The organism is Micromonospora eburnea (genome assembly GCF_900090225.1).
GTDB lineage: Bacteria > Actinomycetota > Actinomycetes > Mycobacteriales > Micromonosporaceae > Micromonospora > Micromonospora eburnea.
Map to the genome: position 1 here is coordinate 3,081,881 of NZ_FMHY01000002.1, position 21,438 is coordinate 3,103,318.

18 protein-coding genes are annotated in these 21,438 nt (G+C 70.7%); 10 read left to right on the plus strand and 8 right to left on the minus strand.

The window, feature by feature from the left end; genetic code table 11:
- Positions 1 to 13: 13 nt before the first annotated feature.
- Positions 14 to 838: an ABC transporter ATP-binding protein gene (locus tag GA0070604_RS14115; RefSeq protein ID WP_091118370.1), complete on the minus strand. Its 825-nt coding sequence runs from the start codon at positions 836 to 838 to the stop codon at positions 14 to 16.
- Positions 839 to 935: 97 nt separating this feature from the next.
- Positions 936 to 1,280 carry an ArsR/SmtB family transcription factor gene (locus GA0070604_RS14120; RefSeq protein WP_091118371.1) on the minus strand — a complete coding sequence of 115 codons (345 nt, stop codon included), beginning with the start codon at positions 1,278 to 1,280 and terminating at the stop codon, positions 936 to 938.
- Between the two features lie 729 nt (positions 1,281 to 2,009).
- Between GA0070604_RS14120 and rox the strand changes: the two genes are divergently transcribed.
- The gene (gene rox / locus GA0070604_RS14130; RefSeq protein ID WP_091118373.1) at positions 2,010 to 3,554 is read left to right on the plus strand and encodes a rifampin monooxygenase; all 1,545 of its coding nucleotides are present in this window, start codon (positions 2,010 to 2,012) and stop codon (positions 3,552 to 3,554) included.
- 212 nt (positions 3,555 to 3,766) lie between these two features.
- Complete coding sequence (locus GA0070604_RS14135; RefSeq protein ID WP_141721291.1) at positions 3,767 to 4,684, plus strand: aminoglycoside phosphotransferase family protein; 918 nt, start codon at positions 3,767 to 3,769, stop codon at positions 4,682 to 4,684.
- Between the two features lie 174 nt (positions 4,685 to 4,858).
- Here GA0070604_RS14135 and GA0070604_RS14140 read toward each other — a convergent pair whose 3' ends face one another.
- The 6 genes from GA0070604_RS14140 to GA0070604_RS14170 all read right to left on the minus strand — a co-directional run bounded on the left by GA0070604_RS14140 (position 4,859) and on the right by GA0070604_RS14170 (position 12,598).
- A complete protein-coding gene (locus GA0070604_RS14140) occupies positions 4,859 to 5,170 on the minus strand; it encodes a hypothetical protein (protein ID WP_091118375.1) in 312 nt (103 codons plus the stop codon).
- A gap of 33 nt (positions 5,171 to 5,203) precedes the next feature.
- The gene (locus GA0070604_RS14145; RefSeq protein WP_091127115.1) at positions 5,204 to 6,844 is read right to left on the minus strand and encodes a SulP family inorganic anion transporter; all 1,641 of its coding nucleotides are present in this window, start codon (positions 6,842 to 6,844) and stop codon (positions 5,204 to 5,206) included.
- Between the two features lie 74 nt (positions 6,845 to 6,918).
- Positions 6,919 to 7,281, minus strand: a complete 363-nt coding sequence (locus GA0070604_RS14150; protein ID WP_091118376.1) for an ArsR/SmtB family transcription factor — start codon at positions 7,279 to 7,281, stop codon at positions 6,919 to 6,921.
- A 220-nt stretch (positions 7,282 to 7,501) separates the two neighbouring features.
- Positions 7,502 to 8,047, minus strand: a complete 546-nt coding sequence (locus tag GA0070604_RS14155) for a YciI family protein (RefSeq protein WP_091118377.1) — start codon at positions 8,045 to 8,047, stop codon at positions 7,502 to 7,504.
- A gap of 500 nt (positions 8,048 to 8,547) precedes the next feature.
- Positions 8,548 to 11,436, minus strand: a complete 2,889-nt coding sequence (locus GA0070604_RS14165; protein WP_141721292.1) for a ComEC/Rec2 family competence protein — start codon at positions 11,434 to 11,436, stop codon at positions 8,548 to 8,550.
- A gap of 355 nt (positions 11,437 to 11,791) precedes the next feature.
- A complete protein-coding gene (locus GA0070604_RS14170) occupies positions 11,792 to 12,598 on the minus strand; it encodes an SDR family NAD(P)-dependent oxidoreductase (protein WP_091118379.1) in 807 nt (268 codons plus the stop codon).
- Positions 12,599 to 12,902: 304 nt separating this feature from the next.
- Here GA0070604_RS14170 and GA0070604_RS14175 point away from each other — a divergent pair, with 304 nt between their 5' ends.
- The 8 genes from GA0070604_RS14175 to GA0070604_RS14210 all read left to right on the plus strand — a co-directional run bounded on the left by GA0070604_RS14175 (position 12,903) and on the right by GA0070604_RS14210 (position 21,354).
- Positions 12,903 to 14,087: an ABC transporter substrate-binding protein gene (locus GA0070604_RS14175; protein WP_208602047.1), complete on the plus strand. Its 1,185-nt coding sequence runs from the start codon at positions 12,903 to 12,905 to the stop codon at positions 14,085 to 14,087.
- Positions 14,088 to 14,090: 3 nt separating this feature from the next.
- Positions 14,091 to 15,053, plus strand: coding sequence for a carbohydrate ABC transporter permease (locus GA0070604_RS14180; RefSeq protein WP_208602048.1), 963 nt, complete (start codon positions 14,091 to 14,093; stop codon positions 15,051 to 15,053).
- A 1-nt stretch (position 15,054) separates the two neighbouring features.
- Positions 15,055 to 15,957: a carbohydrate ABC transporter permease gene (locus GA0070604_RS14185; RefSeq protein WP_091118381.1), complete on the plus strand. Its 903-nt coding sequence runs from the start codon at positions 15,055 to 15,057 to the stop codon at positions 15,955 to 15,957.
- The gene (locus tag GA0070604_RS14190; RefSeq protein ID WP_167363463.1) at positions 15,954 to 17,018 is read left to right on the plus strand and encodes a Gfo/Idh/MocA family protein; all 1,065 of its coding nucleotides are present in this window, start codon (positions 15,954 to 15,956) and stop codon (positions 17,016 to 17,018) included. The genes GA0070604_RS14185 and GA0070604_RS14190 overlap by 4 nt, the downstream gene beginning before the upstream one ends.
- Positions 17,018 to 17,842, plus strand: a complete 825-nt coding sequence (locus GA0070604_RS14195) for an MBL fold metallo-hydrolase (protein ID WP_091118383.1) — start codon at positions 17,018 to 17,020, stop codon at positions 17,840 to 17,842. The genes GA0070604_RS14190 and GA0070604_RS14195 overlap by 1 nt, the downstream gene beginning before the upstream one ends.
- Entirely contained in the window at positions 17,839 to 19,467 is a 1,629-nt protein-coding gene (locus GA0070604_RS14200) for an N-acyl-D-amino-acid deacylase family protein (RefSeq protein WP_091118384.1), read from the plus strand. Before GA0070604_RS14195 ends, GA0070604_RS14200 begins: the two co-directional genes overlap by 4 nt.
- Positions 19,468 to 19,472: 5 nt before the next feature.
- On the plus strand, positions 19,473 to 20,444 hold the full coding sequence (locus GA0070604_RS14205; protein ID WP_091118385.1) for an alcohol dehydrogenase catalytic domain-containing protein: 972 nt from the start codon (positions 19,473 to 19,475) through the stop codon (positions 20,442 to 20,444).
- Positions 20,445 to 20,508: 64 nt separating this feature from the next.
- Positions 20,509 to 21,354 carry an IclR family transcriptional regulator gene (locus tag GA0070604_RS14210; RefSeq protein ID WP_091118386.1) on the plus strand — a complete coding sequence of 282 codons (846 nt, stop codon included), beginning with the start codon at positions 20,509 to 20,511 and terminating at the stop codon, positions 21,352 to 21,354.
- Positions 21,355 to 21,438: the final 84 nt, after the last annotated feature.

Sequence of the window (21,438 nt, forward strand, 5' to 3'; positions counted from 1 at the left end):
TCGGTTGACGAGGTCAGGCGACGGCCCGGGTGGTGTGCCGCCCGACGGGCCGGGTGGACAGCAGCCCGGTCATCGGGTCGACGGTCACCTCGATGCGGATTCCGTACGTCTCGGTGAGGGCGTCCTCGGTGAACACGTTCCGCGGTGCGCCGGCGGCCCGGACGCGCCCGCGGTGCAGGAGCACCACGTCGTCGGCGACGGCGGCGGCCTGGTTGAGGTCGTGCAGGACGACCCCGACGGCGATGTCGCCGGTGTCGGCCAGGTCCCGCATCAGGTCGAGGATCTCCACCTGGTAACGCAGGTCGAGGAAGGTGGTCGGCTCGTCGAGCAGGAGCACGGCGGTGTCCTGAGCCAGGCAGGTGGCCAGCCACACCCGCTGCAACTCCCCACCGGAGAGCTCGTCGACCGGCCGGTCCGCCATGGCGGCGACGCCGGTGACCGTCATGGCCCGATCGACCGCGACCGGGCCGTCGGGGTCGTCGGCCCGCCACCGACCCCGGTAGGGGTGCCGCCCGTAGCCGACCACGTCCCGCACGGTGACCCCGTTGGGGGTGGGGCGGCTCTGGGCGAGCAGGGTGACCCGGCGGGCGAAGTCCCGGGCGGACAGGGTGCGGGCCGAGGTGCCGTCGGCGAGCAGAACCTCGCCCCGCTCCAGCGGGTGCAGCCGGGCCAACCCGCGCAGCAGCGTGGACTTGCCGCTGCCGTTCGGTCCCACCAGCGCCGTCACCGCGCCGGGCCGCAGCGTGATCGCCGCATCGTGCACCACGGTCGCGCCGTGGTAGCCCAGACGCAGGCCCACGCCCCGAAGTCCCTCGGCGCGGCTACCCCCACCACTCATGCGGTTAGGTTAACCTAACCTTAGTTGGCGGTGTCAAGGCACTCGGATTCCCGTCACCCCTGCTGTTCCGTCCCCGCGGCCGCTCCGAAGGGCTCGCTCACGCCTGGTCGGTCCGCTCGGCGGCGCGCAGATCACCCAGTAGTTCGGCCTGACTGCTCAACACCTCGGTCAGGATCCGCCGTGCGACCGCCAGCAGCTCCGCCACCTGCGGGCTGACCATCGAGTAGTAGACGGTCGAACCGTCCCTGCGGGTCACCACCAGGTTCGCCCGGCGCAGCACCGCCAACTGTTGCGACAGGTGCGCCGCCTCGATGCCCACCTGCGGCAGCAACTCCGACACCGCGTGTTCCCGCTCCGCGAGAAGTTCCAGCACGCGAATCCGTGCCGGATGCCCCAACGTCTTGAAGAACTCGGCCTTGGCCTGATACAGCGGCGTACTCACGGGCCCACCCCTTTCTGGGGAGACACGCTACGAGCCGCCCCTCATCCACTCGGACGGGCCCGGCGTGAGCCGGCTCCTCGTCCTGTCGACCGGCAACCAGATTAGATCTAACGACTTGCTAAAGTCGGCAAGTCGTGAGGGCGCCGGGAGGCCGACCGCCGCACCGGCGTCGGTGCGCCTGGTTCGGTCAGCCCGGCGATCGACCACCCGCGGCCCCCGGCCGACGGAGCACTCGCCGAACGTGGCTTCCTCGCCACGCGACGGCTCGTAGACCGGCATGGCCCGCCGGCCCATCTCTCGTACGGCGGGCCATGCCGTCAAGGCTTCGGGCGCCGGCGGCCTCGCCGTCCACGAGCGACACTCCCGGCCCCTTCCAGGGGCCGCTGTCGGCACCGGCGTTGCTCCTTCAGAACCCATCATGTCGAGGCCGTGGGCGGTCGGTCCGGCGGGCTGGCGTCGCGCCCGCCGATGCCTCCAACGGAGCGCCCCCCTTGACGGACGGCGTCGAACGGTTGGGCGATCTGAGCGTGATCACCTGGCGGAGAAAAGGCCTGGACGGGACGATGCTCGGGCTTGTAGCCTGCCACCGACCGTGACGCCGCCCGAGGAGGTGAGACCCATGAACGCTGTATCGATGTGGGTGCTCTCCCTTTCCGTCGCGGTCGGGCCATTGACATAGGTGTCGCCGGGAGCGCCTCGCCAACAAGGCACTCCCGAAGGGCAACACCTATGCACTCTGCACAGTTCACCGCCGAGCCGTCGTCGAACGATATGGTCGAGCGCGACGCCATCGCGGGTGACGTCCCCGGACTCCCAACGCCGGCCTCCGGCGCCGATCGCCCGCACCTCACGTTCGACGTGATCATTGCCGGGTGTGGGCCGACTGGTGCGATGCTCGCGGCCGAACTGCGGCTGCACGATGTACGGGTACTCGTTCTGGAGAAGGAAACCGAGCCCGTCTCGTTCGTCCGCATCGTCGGCCTGCACATTCGCAGTATTGAGCTGATGGCAATGCGCGGGCTGTTGGAGCGCATGCTCGAACACGGAAGAAAGCGTCCGGCCGGTGGCTTCTTCGCCGCCATCCCCAAGCCCGCGCCCAAGGGCCTGGATTCCGCGTACGCCTATCTGCTGGGCATCCCGCAGCCGGTCATCGTTCACCTGCTCGAAGAACACGCGATCGACCTGGGCGCGCAGGTCCGGCGCGGCTGTGCGGTGGCCGGTCTCAAGCAGGACGACGAGGGTGTGACCGTCGAGCTGGCCGACGGGGAACAGCTGCGTTCGCGTTACCTCGTCGGCTGTGACGGCGGGCGCAGCACGGTGCGCAAACTGCTCGGCGTCGGCTTCCCCGGCGAGCCCTCGCGGGCCGAGACGCTGATGGGCGAGATGGAAGTGGGTGTGTCGCAGGAGGAGATCGCCGCCAGGGTGACCGGAATCGGCGAGACCCGTCAACGGTTCTGGCTCCGGCCCTTCGGCGCAGGGGTCTACAGCGTCGTGGTCCCCGCCGCGGGGGTCAGCGATCGCGCGGAACCGCCCACCCTCGATGATTTCAAACAACAGCTGCGCGCCATCGCCGGAACCGATTTCGGCGTACACTCGCCGCGCTGGTTGTCCCGCTTCGGGGACGCCACCCGGCTGGCCGAACGTTATCGGGTCGGGCGGGTACTGCTGGCCGGCGATGCGGCACACATCCATCCACCCACCGGCGGACAGGGCCTCAACCTGGGCGTTCAGGACGCATTCAACCTCGGCTGGAAACTGGCCGCGCAGATCCGCGGCTGGGCGCCGGAGACACTGCTGGACACCTACCAGGCCGAACGCCGTCCGGTCGCCGAGGACGTGCTGGACAACACCCGCGCCCAGATGGAACTGCACTCCACCGAACCGGGCCCGCAGGCCGTGCGCAGGCTGCTCACCGAACTGATGGACTTCGACGAGGTCAACCGCTATCTGATCGAAAAGATCACCGCCATCGGCATTCGCTACGACCTCGGTGCGGGCCCCGACCTGCTGGGCCGCCGCCTGCGCGACATCGACGTGAAACAGGGCCACCTCTACGGTCTGCTGCATCACGGCCGCGGCCTGCTGCTGGACCGCACCGAACGCCTTACCGTCGGCGGCTGGTCGGACCGGGTCGATCACCTCGGGGACCCCACCGCGGTGCTGGATGCCCCGTGCGTCCTGCTACGCCCCGACGGCCACGTCGCCTGGATCGGCGACGATCAGCAGGACCTGAACGATCACCTCTCCCGCTGGTTCGGCAAGCCCGCCAACTGATCTCGGGGCCAGGAACTGGGAGTGGTCGGCGTTCCGGTCGGACGTCCACCGGTGCTGGCATGGCGGAAAGACGCCATGCCAGCACCGGTGCCCGGTGGTCCACCCGCCGTGCGACTTGCCGAGTCCTTCCCGTCGCCGCGTCACTGCTGCTGAGCCCCGGTCGGGCGGAAAGGAGTGTTGCCCGGCACCCGGGCATCACTAGCATCCCGGCCGTGGACGACATGCGCTGGCGCGATCCGGAGTGGCTGACCCGGGTGCAGGATTGGATCGACGAACGGCTCGGCGAACTCGCGGTGACGCGGACCGGTCCGCCCGTCCAGCCGCACGTCTACCCGTGGTCGACGGTGCTGCGGGTACCGACGGACCGCGGTGACGTCTGGTTCAAGGCCAACACCGAGACGCTACGGCACGAGGGCGACGTCGTGCGGCGGATCGCCGCCCGCCGTCCCGACGTGGTGCCGCCGCTGCTGGCCGCTGACAGTGCCGCCGGTTGGATGCTGATGGCGGACGCGGGGGAGACGCTGCGAGTGGTGACGCAGCGCGAGCAGAGCCTGGATCGGTGGCGGGACGTGCTGCCGCTCTACGCCGGAGTCCAGCTCGACCTGGCCGAGGACGTCGACGACCTGCTCGCCCTGGGGGTGCCCGACCTGCGGCTCGCCACCCTCCCGAAGGCGTACGAACGCCTGGTTGACGAGGTCGGCGCGGACCGGCGCTTCCACGACGCGGCACCGATGGTGGCCGACCTGTGCGAAGAGCTCGCGGGGTACGGGCTGCCGGAGCTGCTGCAGCACGACGACCTGCACGACGGCCAGGTCTTCGTCCGCGACGGCCGCCACCTGGTGATGGACTGGGGCGACGCCTGCGTGTCGCACCCGTTCTTCACCCTGTCGGTCACCCTGGAAGGTGGGTTGGCGTGGGGCCTGGAGGATGTCTGGAACTCCGTCGACACCGCGCCCTTCCGGGACGCGTACCTCGCGCCGTACGCCGAACGGTTCGCCGGCGACCTGGTGGCCGCCGCCCGGGTGGCGCTGCGCCTGGGCTGGGTCTGCCGTGCCGTCAACGGGCACATGCCGGGCGACGAGGAGCGGACCCTGACCCGGCTGCGGATGTTCCGCGACGGGCGGCCGTAGCCGGCCGGCGGTCGACAGGGGTGTCGGCCGTCCGGTGGCCGGCCCCTACTTCGGATCCCGGCTCGACCGCCGAGATCTGTCGGGGTCTGGACATCCCGGCTAATGTGGGCCATACCGTCCATTCACGACAGGCGTGGACAGCCGGACCAGAGCCGACGATCCAGGAGTCATGCCCTAGTGCTGGCTGCCGGGCAGCCGGGCGGCACCCCGCGAGATTCTGAACAGCCAGAGGAGCATGACCCGCAGCAGCGCGGTCAGGCTGGTGCGATCGCCGGCGCGCTGCAGCTCGCGGGCGCGACTGGCCACGACGACGAGCCGGTCGCCGTAGGCGGGCCACAGCGGGGCCTGCTGCCGGAGGCGAACCGCGAGCCCGGCCAACTTCGCGGCCACTCTGCGATCCTGCACCGGCAGGAGCTCAAGGTCGGGCAGCAGGCCGACCCGTACCGCCAGATAGGCGTCCCACGCCGCATGTCGGGCCGGATCCATCTCCGCGTTCGCCTTCCTGGTGCGGTTCCGCCGTCACGGCTGGACGGCGGGGTCGACAACGTCCGGCGTGGCGGCGGCCAGGACGCCGGTGCGACGCAGATGGGCGCGCGCCGCGTCGATCGCCTCTGCCGTGCCGGGAAAGACGCGCCCGGCCGCACCCAGCCGGTCGAGCACGCCGACCGCGTCGAGGATCTTCTCCTGGTCCGCGCGGACACCGGAGACGAGGACGGTGATGTCGCGGTGTTCGAGACGCTCGATCGCGTCGCGTAACACCAGCGCGCCGGAGCCATCGATCGTCGACACCCTCGACATCCGCAGGATGATCACCCGTACGTCCGCCACCTCGGACAGTTCCAGCAGGAACCGGTGGGCGGCCGCGAAGAACAACGGCCCGTCGAAGCGGTAGGCCACGATGTGCTCTCGGAGCAGGGCGGCCTCCTCGAGGTGATGGTCCGCGATGTCGAGCGGGACCTCCTCCAGCCGAGCCGCACCCGCGATCTTGCGGATGGCCAACGCGGCGGCGACGAGCAGGCCGATCCCGACGGCGGCAACCAGGTCCAGGGCGAGGGTGGCCACCGCGGTCAGCGCCAGGATGAGCGCGTCGGAGCGGGTCGCGCGGGCCAGCGCGGCCAGCGAGCCCACCTCGACCATCCGCACCGCTGTGGCCAGCAGCACCCCGGCCAGCGCGGCAACCGGGATGTACGCCACCAGCGGCGCGGCGGCCAGCATGATCACCGCCAGGGTGATCGCGTGGGTCAGCGCGGCGAGTCGCGACTGGGCGCCGGAGCGGACGTTGACCGCCGTACGGGCGATCGCGGCCGTCGCCGGTACGCCGCCGAAGAGCGGGGTCACCAGGTTCGCCACCCCCTGACCGAACAGCTCCCGGTCCGGGTCGTGGCGCTGGTTCACCGTCATCCCGTCGGCGACGGTCGCCGACAGCAGGCTCTCCAGTGCGGCCAGGGCGGCGACCGCCAGCGCCGAGGTGAGCAGGGTCGGCACGACGGTCAGGTCCAGGAAGCCCAGCGACGGGCTGGGCAGCGTGGCGGGCAGGACGCCGATGCGGGCGATGTCGAGCGACAGCAGCTGCGCCACCACGGTGGCCACCGCCACCATGATCAGCGAGAACGGCACCGTGGGCCGCCAACGCGCGCCGGCCAGCATCACCGCCGCCACCCCGAGCGCCACGGCCAGCGCGGACCAGTGCGGACGGCCGGCGAACTCGACCAGCGCCCGCCAGGCCACCACGCTGACGTTCTCGCCATCCGGGGCCGGCACTCCGAGCGCGGCAGGCACCTGCTGCAGGAAGATCACCGCGGCGATGCCCACGGTGAAGCCCTCCACCACCGGCGCCGGAACGTAGCGCACGTACCGCCCGGCGCGGAGCAGGGCCAGTGCCAGCAGGATCAGGCCCGCCATCACTCCGACGGTGAGCACGCCGCCCGGCCCGTACCGCCCCACGATCGGCACCAGCACCACGGTCATCGCCCCGGTGGGCCCCGACACCTGCAGGTTCGATCCGCCGAACAACGCGGCGAGGGTGCCGGCCACGATCGCCGTCACCAGGCCCGCGGCGGCCCCCAGACCGGACGACACCCCGAATCCCAGCGCCAACGGCAGCGCCACCACCGCGACGGTGAGCCCGGCGACCAGGTCGCGGCGGGGCTGCCGGCGCATCGCCGCGACGTCCGCGCGCCCTGGCAGCAGCGCGGCGACCTGCCGCCAGGTCGACCGGGCGAACACGGCGGGACTCACCGCGGGACCGACAGCGACTCGTCGTCGGCGTCGTCTCGGTCCCCTCGAAGGCTTTCGAGCAGCTCCGCCTGGCCCGCGAGCATCTCGGTGAGGAAGCGACGAGCAGCCCGCATGAGGTCCGCGACGTCCGGCCCCGCGAGGGCGTAGATCACCGCCGACCCCTCCCGCCTCGACGTCACGATCCCTGCCCGACGCAGCACCGAAAGCTGCTGAGACAGGCTCGACGCCTCGATGTCCACGTCCGCCAGCAGGTCCCGTACGGTCATCGGCCCGTCACCGAGCAGCTCCAGCACCCGGATACGCACCGGATGCCCGAGCGTGCGGAAGAACTCCGCCTTCCTCTCGTAGAGCGGTAGCACACGCGTCCTCTCGCCAGACTGACAGCCTAGGCAATTGAAGACCTCTTCAAGTCGCTAAGCCAGTTGGCCCCGGCCAAAGTGATCCGAAACACTCTCCGCGACAACCCGCTGACGGCCTGGGGTCATGCGGGCGGTGGCCTGTGCCGGCAACCGGCCGTCATCCTCGCCGGCGTCCGCGAGAACCACGTCGGGCCGACGCGCTGACGTCAGCCTCGGGTGGTTACCGCCGCCCGCCGAACTGCCAGTTGTGTACCTCGATGTCGGCGTACCGGTTGGAGGTCAGCACGGCGCGTGCCCGGTCCGGATCCGGTGCCCGGACGAGCGCCGCCGTACCCAGCCAGAGGGTGCCGTCGTCGGACAGCAACGGCCCGTACGCGATCAACTCGTCCCGGTCGGTCGGCACCGCGAGGTCGGCGGCCTGCCCCGCGCCGAGGCCGAGCACCAGGTACCGGTTGCCGTCGGTCCTTCCGCCGGGAAAGTCCCACATGGTACGCCCCAATACGTTGCGCCACCGGCGCAGCAGCACGTCCCGGTACGCGCCGGCCTGGTAGCCGGGTTCGTCGAAGGCGAACGCCCGCGCGGCGGTGGGGTCGGGCAGGTCGACGATGTGCACGCTGCCGGTGGGCGTGCCGTCGTCGGCGAGGGTCGGGCCGCGAGCGATTATCTCCGCCGAGTAGCGGTCCATGTAGGACCAGTGCTCCTCCAGCAGATCGTGGCGCAGTGCCACCGAGCCGAGGCGGTCGCGGTGGTAGCAGAAGAACTCCATGCCCCAGAGTCTGACCTGCCCGGGGTCGGGAGGGTGCGTCGGGCGGCACCCTGATGAGCCGATGAAAGGTCGTCGTGTGGCGGCGTGGGCGGTCAGGTCGGCCAGGGTGCGTGGCCGGGGTCCGTCGGGTGTGGGCCGCGTCGCGCCGCACGAGACCGGCACCGCCTCCGGCCTGCTCAACAGCTCACGCCAGATCGGCGCCTCACTCGGACTCGCGGCCCTCGGCACGCCGCCCAGCAACCGCACCGGCCACATCGCAACGCCCAAAGCCTTCACCAACGGACACGCCCTCGGCCTCACGCTCAGCGCCGCGCTCATCACCCTCATCGTCCCACGCCACACCCCCCGACACCCTCCGCCGAGCAGGCCGGACACGAGGAACCGCTCGTACCATCGGCCAAGCCCTGACCGGCACTCTTGCCAGGCGACGGGCGATCCCAACACGGCCCGTCGCCCGGCCAGGCGAACCGTGAGCGGGTAGGGTGCCGTCGGTTCGCGGTCTACGGGTTCCCGCCGCTCCGGCGCCGGGCCTCCTCGTAGGGGTCCGGCCCGTCCAGCGTGACCAGCTCGCCCGGTCGGACGTAACCCCGCCCCTCTCCGTTGGAGGCGATGGCCAGTTCGTCGTCGATGTTTCCGCTGCGGTCCCATGACTTGCGGCCCGTTCGCTCGACCCAGAAGAACTGGGACAGCCGCCGGTAGGTGGGCAGGTCGGCGGCTGCCACCACCTCCAGCGGCCCGCGGGCATTCGCCGGGTACTCGGACCTCCCCCGGTGCAGCAGCCTCGGTCTCGTGTCGTCGAAGTCGATCGCCCGCAGACGGCCGGCGGCGTCGTACACCAGCACCTCACGGTCGCTGCCGAACACTGCGGTGTCCTTGGCCGTGCGTACCTGGCGCGGCCCCGCCGCGAGCAGCGCCTCGTCGATCCGGTGCTGCTGGCCCGCTTCGAGATGCTGGTGTAGCTGGTCGAGCCGCGCGCTGAGGCCTGCCTCGAGGTCGTCGACGCGGAAGTACGCGTAGTCGGTGTTGTCGTCCTTCCAGGCGCGGATTCCCCAGCCGTTGTCGAAGCGTTTGAACGCGGGTCCCCCGGGCAGGCTCGAGTTGAAGGCGTGCCAGTCGGCCAGAGTGGTCAACTCCGCGATCATCCGGACCAGCAGCCGGCGAAGGTCCGAGCCGGCGAACGCGGTGACCACGACCATGTCGAACTCCGGTACGCCGCTGGGCCGCTGGTCGCTGCGGGCGGCCTGCTGCACGAGACTCTGGTCGGTGATCGGCACCCGGTTCCACCCACTCCACGCGCTTCGCTTCACCAGGGCCAGCACGGGGTCGACGCCACGCGTCATCCACCAGTTCCACGTCGCCACGCCCATATGCCTGCTGGCCGCGGTGCGGGCCGATCTCGCCTCGCTGGCCCGCCGGTAGGTGTCCGCCGCGTCCAACCCGATCCGCACCACCTCGAGGCCGAGCAGGACGGCCCCTCCGACCCGGGTCCGCACCGGCGTGTACACCGTGCCGTCCGGCCGGTACGCCTGGCGCACCCCGTGCATGGCGCTCTCCGCGAGCTGGTTGAGTTGCATCTGCCGGGCCAGCGACTCCACGAGCACGGAACGCAGCTCGGCGCTCATCGCGCGGCGGGCCAGCCGTGCTGATCCCTCCGCGGTCGCCCTCTCCAGCTCCGGCGTCCATTCCGCGCGGACCGCGGTTATCGCGGTCCGGACGTGCTCGTCCACCACGGCGGTGCCGAGCACGCCGCGCGCGTTGCGTATCAGCTCGGTGTGCACCGCCCGGCAGCGGAACAGCTCATTGACGTTCTCAGCCTCTACCGCCGCCATCATCTGCACCGCGTTGAGGTGCATCCGTTGGTAGAGATTCATGCCTCTCTGGTGCCCTTCCAGGTTCGACCGTTCCCGCGCCAGAGCGGCGCGCTGGGCCTGGACCTGGGTGTTGATCTGCGCCAACGCGGCCGTCGCCTGGGTCAGGTTCGCGGAGCTGTTCACGCCTCCGGCAGCGGTCGCCGCAGCGTGCAACTCGGTCCAGTAACGGGCCGTCGACGCGCGAAGGTCGGTCTCCAGGGTGTTGAGGCTGGTCTCCGTCGCGGTGACCGAGGCGGTCAACGAGCCCGGCGCGGCACTCGCGCCGTACGCCGCCCTGAGCGACTCGGCGGCGGCGCGGAGGTCGGCGATCTCGGCCAGCCCACCGTACGCGTTGCGAAGCGACGTGTTGCCGCGCTGGATCTCCTGCGCGGCGAGCTGCAGTCCCGCCATGTTGACCGTCACCCGCTCCAGCCGGCCGCCGGTCGCGCGGGTCGCCTGAGCCTGTCCCGGCGGTGAGGGATCGCCGCCGATCGCCTCCGGCGAGAGCCCGGCTGTGTTGAGGAAGTTGAAGGTCCGGCTGCGAGCCTGACGGCTGGTCTGCGAGAAACTCTGCGTGGTCTGCGCCACCAGGCGCAACGCGTCTCCACCGGACTCGTAGGCCAGCTCCAGCATCCGCAGGAACCCCGCGGTGTTGTCGGCGCCGGCCTGCTCGCCGAAGTGGTGCGGAACCTCCATCAACCGCAGGTTGCGCCCGGGCCCCCCGAGCATCCGCCGGAAGGCGTCGGCGCCGATCGAGTTGACGATCTCGGTGAACTGGTGGCCGTCCGCGTCTGCCGTGAACACCATGCGCTCGCCGCTGACCATGTCGTGCACGACGACGACCGGGCTGCTGGCGTTTCGGTTGAAGCCGGCCCCCGGACGGGTCAGCGCGTCATGCGCTGCCACCGAACGGTAGGTGGTGAGCTCCATGTTGCCGATCACGCGTCGCTGGATGTGCACCCCGCCGGTCGTCCCGCCGACGTTGATCTCGATGAGCTGCTGGCCGGGTTGGACCGTCAGGCTCGACACCTTCCACGCGCCGCCTTCGGCGGTGCGCAACTGCTGCACCGTGACCTCGACCGCTGTCGCGGAGAACCGGGCGTCGGTCAGCAGCGCGCGGACCGCGTTGTAGTGGTCGGCGTCGGCGTGGGAGACGACGACCCGCTCCGGTACCGTGGCCTGCGCCCGGGTGAACGCGCCGACCGACTGGACCAGTCGTTGCACGCTCGGGGCGGTCGCGCTGAACGAGTTGCCCGACCCCGCGTCGAAGAGGATGCTGCCTCCACCTCCAATGGAGGAGAGCAGGACCGCCCGTCCCTTTGCGTCCGGCTGGAAGAAGAAAGCCTGTACGCCGGGCTGCGCAGGCGTGGCCGCTCTGGGCCGTATCTCGAACCGGGTGACGCGCGCACCGTCGAACCGGTCCCCGAACCGCATGCCCAGGATGACCGGTTGCGCGGCCCCGACGGCGAGTCCCTGGGGGAATCCGCGCGCCAGGAGCTGCCTGTCCTCGTCGGTGATGAGCAGGCCCGCAGCGGACAACGCCCTCTCGGACTCGGCGTCCAACGCGGGGCCCGGCGCCGGGACATCGCCTCTGGGCGGGTGCTGACGCTGCACCGGAGGTGGCTGAGCCAGCAGGCCGCTGACGGCACGGTTGCCGGCGCTGCGTTGCAGAGCGGCGAGGCCCGCCAACCGTCCCGGCCGCGGCTGCGTATGCTCACGGCCTGTGCCGGGCACCGGCGCGCGCTCGTGCGCCCACACCATTGACCCATTCTAGGAGGGCTGACCTGCCCGAACGCGCACTCTTCGTCGGCGCGGTCGGCCGCCTGGACGAGTCGAGGCGGGTTCCGCGGATGGGTGGGCCACGCAGGACGCCCGAGGTGGACACGCGGCTCGGTCAATGCCGTGGCGGGAGCCGTAGGCCGGCCATTCCGCCGTCGACCTCGATGGCTGTTCCAGTGAGGAACGACGCTGCGGGCGACACCAGGTAGCAGATCGCGTCCGCCACCTCGTCGGCGGTGGCCAGCCGGCCCATCGGCTGCCGCGCCACGAGTTGGGCCAGTCCGCGCTCGGGGTCGGCTGCGCCGCTGAGCAGCCGGTCGATCCACGGGGTGGCAACGGTCCCGGGGCTGACCGCGTTCACCCGGATGTTCTCGCCACAGTGGTCGGCGGCCATCGCCCTGGTGAGCGCCAGTACCGCGCCCTTGCTGGCGCTGTAGAGGGCACGCTGCGGAAGGCCTGCGGTCGCCGCGATCGATGCGACGTTGACAATGCTCGCCCTGTCGGATCGACGCAGGTGCGGTAGGGCGGCCCGAGACACCCGGGCGATCGCCACCACGTTGACGTCGAGCACCCGGGCCCACTCCTCGTCCGGGTTCGCGGCGACGTCACCGACGGCGGAGACGCCAGCGATGTTCAGGACGGCATCCAGCCCGCCCAGGGTCGCGGCCGCCGCGGCCACCGCGGCCGTCACCGCCTCGGCGTCGCGTAGGTCCGCGACGATGTCGTCGCCCGCTGGGCCCGAAGCGGCGGCGTCGCCCATCGACCCGAATTCGCTCATGCCGCCGGGCGCCGGCCCGGACGGGCGTACGTCCAGACCGATCACCTGGGCTCCGTGTGCCCGCAGTCGGGCCGCCGTCGCTGCGCCGATCCCGGAGGCGGATCCGGTCACCAGCGCGCGGAGGCCCCGCAACGAATCGTCCATGAGTCACCTACTCACCCGCCCCGAGGGCGGCCTTCGGTCCGTCCCGTACCAGGTTGGACACCGTCAGTTAAGGCCCGTGATCCATTGACTCCGCCACGACGCCGCTGCTAGACAGTACACAGCTAGGGACTGGAGATCACATATGCGAACCAACTTTGGTCGACCCTCGGGCTCCCCGAGCCCCATGGATCGCAGATCGTTTTTGCGGTTGGCCGGCGCGACGGGTCTGGCGGCCGCACTGGCGCCCGCGTTGAGTGCGTGTTCGTCCTCGTCGTCCCAGCCTTGGAACGGCGAGCTTGAGTTCATGGGCTGGGACTTCCAGCCCGACACGATCAAGCGGCTCGTGGCCGCCTGGGCTGACGCCAACGGCACCCCCACCAACGTCCAGACCATCCCCAACGTCGGTTACTCGGCGGCGCTGCAGACCCGACTGCGTGGCGGAAGCGCGATCGACGTCTACTACAACTTCGCCTACAACACGCAGAAGTTCATCAAGCAGAACTGGGCCGCCGAGCTGAACGGGCTCAGTGACGTCGACACGATGGTGAGCGAGATGTTCCCGAGTGCCCGCGAGCGGCACGTGACCTCCGACGGGAAGATCATCAGCGTTCCGTACTTTTCCGCCGTCTACATGAACCAGTACAACAAGTCGTTCGTCGAACGGGCCGGCTTCTCCGCGCCGCCGACCAGCCTGGCGGAGACCTACCAGCAGGCCAAGAAGATGAAGGCCGACGGCATCTGCGCCACTCCGTACATCGCATACTGGATCAAGGAGTTCTGCGAGGAGTACCTGCACGTCTATCTGCTGGCACAGGGGGTCACCCCCTTCGACGAGCAGGGCGAGCCGGTCTTCGCCGACGACCCGAAGGCGGAGGAGGCCTTCGCGTGGTGGCAGACGATGTACACCGAAGGGCTGACGCCGCGGTCGCTGCTCAACGACGACCCCGGCAAGCTCAGCGGTGAGCTGGCCCAGGGGCGCGCCGCCTTCTACGTCCTGCACCACTACTTCCTCACCAGCGTGCGTGACCTGAAGGGCCCCGAGTCGAACAACATCGAGCAGGCGCCGGTGGTCGACGGACAGACCCTGCAGATCGGCGAGGTGCTCCAGCTGGGCTCCAAGTCGAGCGAGGCGCGCGACAAGGCGTGGAAACTCATGAAGCACTACGGCTGGAAGGACCAGGACGGCAAGTTCACCGTCTCCACCGAGTGGGCGAAGGCCGGCGGCCTCGCCGCCCCGTACCCGGCGTTCTTCACCGACCCGGCCACCGTCGAGGCGTTCCCCGACTACTACGACCTGTCCAAGCTGTCCCAGACCTTCGAGAGCGGCTCCAACGTGGTACCCGCGCGCACCCTGCCCTGGTACCCGACCTTCCAGGCCAAGGTGGGGGACCTGGTGCACGCGATGCTGCTGGGCCAATCCGAGCCCAAGGCGACCGTCGCCGCGCTCGCCGACGCCGCCCGCCGCGCCAAGGCCGGCGGAGGTCTGTAACCGGTGACCACGACCGCACGTCCACAGGACAGCGCTCTCGCTCCGGCAGGCGACTCGCCTGCCGGAGCACGGCGGCGGGACAGCCTGACCGCATCGCACGCGCGCTTCGGGCGCAGCATCGTGGCCCCGTCCGCGATCGTGCTGGTGCTGCTCCTGCTCGTACCGACGATCCTGACGGCGCTGTACAGCTTCTACGACGTCCCGGCCAGCGGCGAGGGGCTGGGGGAGTTCGTCGGGCTGGCCAACTACAAGGTGGTCTTCGGCAGCTCGGTCTTCTGGGCATCGCTGAGGGTCACGCTGATCTTCAGCGTGGGCTTCGTCGTGTTGTCCACCGTGATCGGCCTGGCCGCCGCCATGCTGCTCAACCAGAACTTCCGTGGCCGGGGATTCGCACGCGCCCTGCTCGTCCTGCCGTGGGCCACGCCGTGGCTGGTGATCGGCGTCCTGTGGAAGTGGTACGCCGACGGCAGCGTGGGCGGCCTCAACGGGATGCTGATGCGGCTGAACCTGATCGGCGAGTACGTCGAGTTCCTCTCCGACCCGAACTGGGCGATGGTGATCGCGGTGGTCGCGGCGGCCTGGCGGCAGTCGTGCTTCGCGGCCATCCTCTTCCTGGCCGGACTGCAGACCCTGCCGCACATCCACCACGAGGCGGCCGCGATCGACGGCGCCGGTGTGTGGAAGCGGTTCCGCCACGTCACCCTGCCCTGGCTGCGGCCGGTACTGGTGACCGTGACGGTCCTCAACATCATTTACGCGTTCCTGCAGTTCGACGTCGTCTACGCCCTCACCCAGGGCGGCCCGGGCGATGCCACCCAGGTGTTGAGCATCCTCATCTACCGGCAACTCTTCGTCGTGACCGACATCGGAACCGGATCGGCGCTGGCGGTGATCCTCGGCCTTCTCGCGCTGCTGGGCGGGCTGCTGACGGTACGGCTGCTGTACGGCAGGCAGGAGGAGAACTGACATGTCCACCCTGCAAGGACGACTGCCTCGCCGTGGTCGCAAGCGCCGCGGTCGGGGGCTGGGCGGCACGATCCTCATCTACCTGGCCGTCGCGGTCTTCGCGGCCTGGATCCTGCTGCCGCTGTGGTACGCGCTGACCAGCAGTCTGACCACCGCCGACCAGTTGAGCGTGCGCCCCTACCCGCTTGTCCCCGGTGAACTGACCCTCGACAACTTCCGCAGCGTGCTGACCGGCGACACCGGCTCCTCGACGCTGGGCTCCAGCGATCTCGGGGCCCGGCTGGTCCCGGCCATCGGCCAGAGCGTCCTGGTGAGCGGCCTGCTCGTGGTGGTCAACCTGCTCGTCGGTGGCCTCGGCGCGTACGGGCTGTCCCGGTACCCGTTCCGGGGCTCGAACGCCTTCCACCTGGGCATCATCGCGACCCGCGTGGTTCCGGCCATCGCGATCATCGGGCCGTTCTTCATCCTGCTGCGCAACGCGGAACTGCTCAACACCCCCTGGGCCCTGGTGATCAGCTACAACGTGTTCACCCTGCCGTTGGCGATCATGGTGTTGAAGAACTACTTCGACCAGTTGCCGCGGGAGATCGAGGAGGCGGCCATGGTCGACGGCACCTCCCGGCTCCGGGCGCTGTGGCTCATCGTGGTGCCGCTGGCCCGTCCGGGTCTGGTCGCCGCCGGGGTGCTCATCTTCCTGGAGGCCTGGAGTGAGTTCTTCTACGCGCTGGTGCTCACCAACCAGTTGACGGTTCCGCCGCTGCTGGCCGGCCTGCAATCGGTACAGCAGTTCAACTGGAACACCCTGGCGGCCGCCACGATCATCGTGATGATCCCACCGGTCCTGCTCACCCTGTTGTTCCAGCGCCACGTCGTGGGCGCTCTCGCCGCGGGGTACGACAAGTGAGCCGCCGGATCCGCGCCGGGGTGCTCAGCGCGGGCGCCTGGTCGGAAAGCACCCACCTGCCGGCCCTGGCCAACGCCGAGGACGTGGACCTGGTGGTCGTCTCGCGACCCGACGGCGACCGGGCCCGCGAACTGGCCGAGCGGTTCGGCGCCGACGGAGCGGAGACCGACTGGCGGGCCGCGTTGACGTACGACCTGGACGCGGTGATCGTCAGCAGCCCGCCGGTCGCGCACGAGGAGATGGTCACCGAGGCCCTGCGCAGCGGAGCCCACGTGCTGTGCGAGAAGCCGTTCGCGCTGGAGGCGGGGTCGGCTCGGCGAATGGTCACGGCCGCCCGCGACAACGGTCGGGAACTGCTCGTCGCGTTCGGCTGGTCGGCCACCCCGGTCTTCACCCGGGCCCGAGCGCTCCTCGAACGCGGTGGGCTCGGCGACGTGGAGCACGTCGCGATGCATCTGGTCGTCGCCACCCGGGAACTGCTGCACGGCAGCGAGGACGGCGGTTGGGGCGGGTCCGGCGGATCGCAGACCGCGACCTACACCGATCCCGCGGTCTCGGCCGGGGGAGCGGCGGCGGTTTCCATGAGCCACGAACTCGGCATGCTGCTGTGGCTGCTCGACCGCCGGGTCACCGAGGTGACCGCCCGGACCCATCCGGCCGGGCATCGGATCGACCTGCACGACTCGGTCCTGCTGACCTTCGAGGGCGAGGTGACCGCGACGGTCTCCTGCGCCAGCACCCACCCGGTCACCACCCGTCCGGAGTGGTACCTCGGGATCCAGGGCAGCGCGGCGGACCTGTGGATCGATTCGGCCCTGGACCGCTGGCGGGTGCGTTTCGCCGACGGCACGATCGACGAGTCGCGGACGGCCGGCGACGGCGCGTACTCCGCGCAACTACCCACCCAGACCTTGATCGACATTGCCGCCGGTCGGCTGCCGGCCGCGCCGGCAGGGATGTCCGGTGACCTGGCGGCGCGGGTGGTCGAGGTGACCGACGCGATCTACCACAGTGCGCGGGTGGGTGGCGCGGTCCGGCTACCCGAGGGGAAGGAATCCTGATGAGCACCGGCGACGCAGCCACCCCGGGGACGTACGCCGTGCGGGCCGCGCACGTCGGGACGCTGCCCGTACCCGGGTGGGAGGTCTACTTCGGGCGCAACGACACGACCTTTCACGACCTGGCGTTCTACGTCTGGTTGGTGACCGACGGTGAGCGCGTCGGGCTGGTCGACCTGGGCCTGCCGGCCGACCCCGCCGACCGGTCCGCACTGGTCACCGCCTGTCAGGACGTCGATCCCCGATCGTTGTTCCGCGACACCCGAGGTCTGGCAGCGGCGATGCGGGAGCTGGCGGTCCAACCGGAGGACGTGGACTTTGTCTGTGTCACCCAGACCGTCACCTACCACACCGGCGGTCTCGACCTGAGCCTGCTGCCCCGGGCCCAGGTCTACCTGGCTGCCGCCGGTGTGCTGGAGATGCTGACCGACCCGCCCGGACATCCGTCGCCGGATCTCTACTTCACCGCGACGGGCTGGTCGGCGCTGCGGGAGTTGGCCGTGGCCGGCCGGCTGACGCTGGCCCGGGACGCGGTCGAGGTGGCACCCGGGATCGTCTTCGAACCGACCGGCGGGCACCACCCAGGGTCGGCGGCGGTCCGGGTGCGGACCGCCGACGGGACGCTCGGACTGCTCGAAACCGCGTTCCTCCAGGGCAACGTCGACGGCATCATCCCGGTGGGGATCAGCGAGGACGCCGCCCGGTGCCGCGAGGTGATCCGCCGCTACCGGGCGGAGTGCGACGAGGTGATCGCCCTGCACGACCCGGTGCACCTGGCACGGTTCGGCGATGCTCGCCGCTCCGAGGAACCGGCGAGGGCGGCATGACCGCCGCCGAACTGGTGGTACGCGGTGGCACAGTGGTCGACGGGCTGGGCTCGCCGCCCGTCGACGCCGACGTCGTCATCGCGGACGGACGGGTGACCGCGCTCGTACCGCGCGGTACCCGGGTGGCTGCCGACGGGGTGGTCGACGCCGACGGGCTGGTGGTGACCCCCGGGTTCATCGACATGCACTCCCACTCCGACGTGCAGATATTCGCCGAACCCGACCACCCCGCCCGGCTGTTGCAGGGAGTCACCACCGAGGTGCTGGGGCAGGACGGGCTCAGCTACGCTCCGGTCGACGACGAGACGCTGGCGAGACTCCGTACCCAGCTCAGGGGGTGGAACGACGATCCGCCCGGCTTCGACTGGGCGTGGCGTTCGGTCGCCCAGTACCTGGACCGGCTCGACTCCGGTGTGGCCGTCAACACCGCGTACCTGGTGCCGCAGGGCACGGTGCGGCTGCTGGTGGTCGGCGCGGAGAACCGCCCGGCCACCGCCGACGAGCTGGCGCGGATGCGCCAGGTCGTTCGGCAGGGCCTGGCCGAGGGCGCGGTGGGGATGTCCTCGGGTCTGACCTACGTCCCCGGCATGTACGCCGACACCGACGAACTGGTCGCGCTCTGCGAGGTGGTCGCCGAGGCCGGCGGCTACTTCTGCCCGCACCACCGCAACTACGGCTCGCACGTGCTGGAGTCGTACGACGAGTGCCTCCAGATCGCCCGCCGGACCGGGGTGGCACTGCATCTGGCCCACTGCCACGTCAGCTTCCCGGTCAACCAGGGCCGGGTCGGCGAACTGGTGGCGATGCTCGACGACGCCGCGGCCAGCGGGGTGGACCTCAGCTTCGACGCCTACCCCTACCTCGCCGCCATGACGTCGCTGCACGCGCTGCTGCCGGGTTGGGCCCAGTCAGGCAGCACCGAGGAGCAGTTGGCCCGGCTGACCGACGCGGGCGTACGGGACCGGCTCACCCACGAACTCGATGTGCTGGGGACCGACGGCAACCAGGGCCTGCCGGTGGACTGGTCGACGATCGTGGTCTCCGGCATGGCCGGGGCACCCGGCTACCCGGACGTGGTGGGGCACAGCATCGCCGACAGCGCCCGCACGCGGGGCGTGCCACCGGCGCACCTGTGCCTGGACCTCATCGCGGCCAGCCGCTTCGGCGCGTCGTGCCTGATGTACGCCGGCATCGAGGAGCACGTGCGCACGTTGATGCGCCATCCGCGACACACCGTCGGCAGCGACGGGATCCTGGTCGGCGACCAGCCCCACCCGCGCGGTTGGGGCAGCTTCGCGCGGGTCCTCGGCCGGTACGTCCGCGAGGAGCAGGTCCTCGACCTCGTCGAGGCGGTGCGGCACATGACCTCGTCGGCGGCCGACCGGATCGGCGCACCCGACCGGGGCCGGATCCAGGTCGGGGCCGCCGCCGACCTCGTCGTGTTCGACCCGCGAACGGTCGTGGACCTCGCTACCTACGAGGACCCACGGCAGCCCCCGGCCGGCATCCCCCACGTCATCGTCAACGGGACGGTCGCGGTCCGCGACGGCCGTCTCACCGGAAGTCGGTCCGGGCGCGTCGTACGGCGTACCCGTCCGGCCACCCTCACCAGCAAGGAGATCTGAACCTGATGCAGGCAGTCGTCTACACCGCGCCGATGGAGCTGACCGTCCTCGATGTGCCGGAGCCCACCCCGAAACCGGGTGAGGTCCTGGTCGACGTGCGGGCGGTGGGCATCTGTGGTTCGGAACTGGAGGGCGTGGCCACCCGCAGCCCATTCCGGGTACCGCCGTTGATCATGGGACACGAGTTCGCCGGGGTGCGGGTCGACACCGGGGAGCACGTCGTGGTCAACCCGGTGGTCGCCTGCCTCACCTGCGACCTGTGCGACCGGGGTCTGATCAACGTGTGCCGGAACCGGCAGATCCTCGGCATCCAGCGCCCCGGCGGGTACGGCGAGTTCGTGGCGGTACCCGAGCAGAACCTGGTGGCCGTCGACTCGGCGGTGCCGTTCACCACGATGGCGTTCACCGAGCCGATCGCCAACGCGGTGCACGCGATGCGGCTGGTCCAGGCGCACGACCCCTGGCCCCAGCGCGTCGGCATCATCGGCTGCGGTGCCATCGGGATGGCCCTGGCGCTGGTGGCCAAGGCCCGGGGCGTGCCGCACATCGAGATCACCGACCTTTCCGAGGCCAGGCTGGAAAAGGCCCGTGCCCACGGCATCGTGCCGGCCGGGCCCAGCCTCACCGGCGAGGACTACGACGTCATCCTCGACTCCGTCGGCAGCGCCGCGACCCGGGGAGCGTCGTTGCGCCTGGTGCGCCCGGGCGGGACGGCGGTCTGGGTCGGCCTGCACGGTCCCGATGCCGAGCTGGACGGCCTCGCCATGATCCGCCGGGAGGTCCGGGTCCTGACCGCCTTCTGCTACGACCGCAACGACTTCGAGGTCGCGGCGCGGCTCGTTGAGTCGACGGGGCCGGAATGGGAGGCGCGGACCCCGGGCTGGGTGGCCACCGCCCCGTTGGCCGAGGGCGCGAAGACCTTCCTCAGCCTGCTCGACGGGCCGACGGACGCGGTCAAGACGATGCTCGTGCGATGATGCCCGGTCGATTCACACGCGTGCCGACCACCGGCGGCCCCGAGGCGGGAACGAGTGGGACAGGATGAGCACCGGAGGGGACATGGTGGAGAAGCACAGTGGCCTGAGCGCGGTCAAATCCGCGAGCCGGGTGCTGGACGTGCTGGAGCTGCTGGCACAGCATCAGCAGGGACTGACCTTCCCGGAGCTGGTGGAACTGCTCGGTTTTCCCAAGAGCAGTCTCCATGCCCTGCTGTGGACCTTGCACGATCGTGGTTGGGTCGCCCTCGACGAGGACACCCGGCGGTACCGCACCGGGGTGCGGGCCTGGGAGGCCGGGCAGGGGTTCGTGCACGGTGTGGACCTGGTCCGGGTCGCGGATCGGCACCTGCGTAACGCGCGAGCGGAACTCGACGAGACCGTCCAGCTCGCGATCCTCGACGGAACCGACGTCGTGTACGTGGCCAAGGTGGAAGCCAACCACCCGTTCCAGCTCGTCTCGCGCGTCGGGATGCGGCTGCCCGCGTACGCGACTGGGCTGGGCAAGGTCCTCCTGGCCGCGTTGCCGCCGGCGGAGCTCGAGGCGCGGTTCGAGGCGTTCAACTTCGAGCGCTTCACCGACCGTACGCTGACCTCCTTCGCGGACCTGGTCGACCGACTCGCCCAGATCCGTAAGGACGGGTTCGGTGAGGACGACGGGGAGTACACCGAGGGCATCTTCTGCGTGGCCGCGCCGGTGCGGGATCACACCGGCGCGGTCGTGGCGGCCCTGAGCTGTAGCGCGCCTCGGCCCCGGCTCGACGCGCGCGAGGTCGATCCCCAACGGATCCGCGAGCTGGTCCGGGCGCACGGCCACGCCCTGTCCACCGACCTCGGCTGGTCGGGAGCGACCAGCGGCACCAACCCGCGTATCCCGAGCACCCGACGCTGACGCAGCCAACCGTCCGCGCGGGCCGCCCACCGTCAAGCGGTGCCTTCCGGCGCCGCCGCCAGCACGTCATCACCACCTACCGGG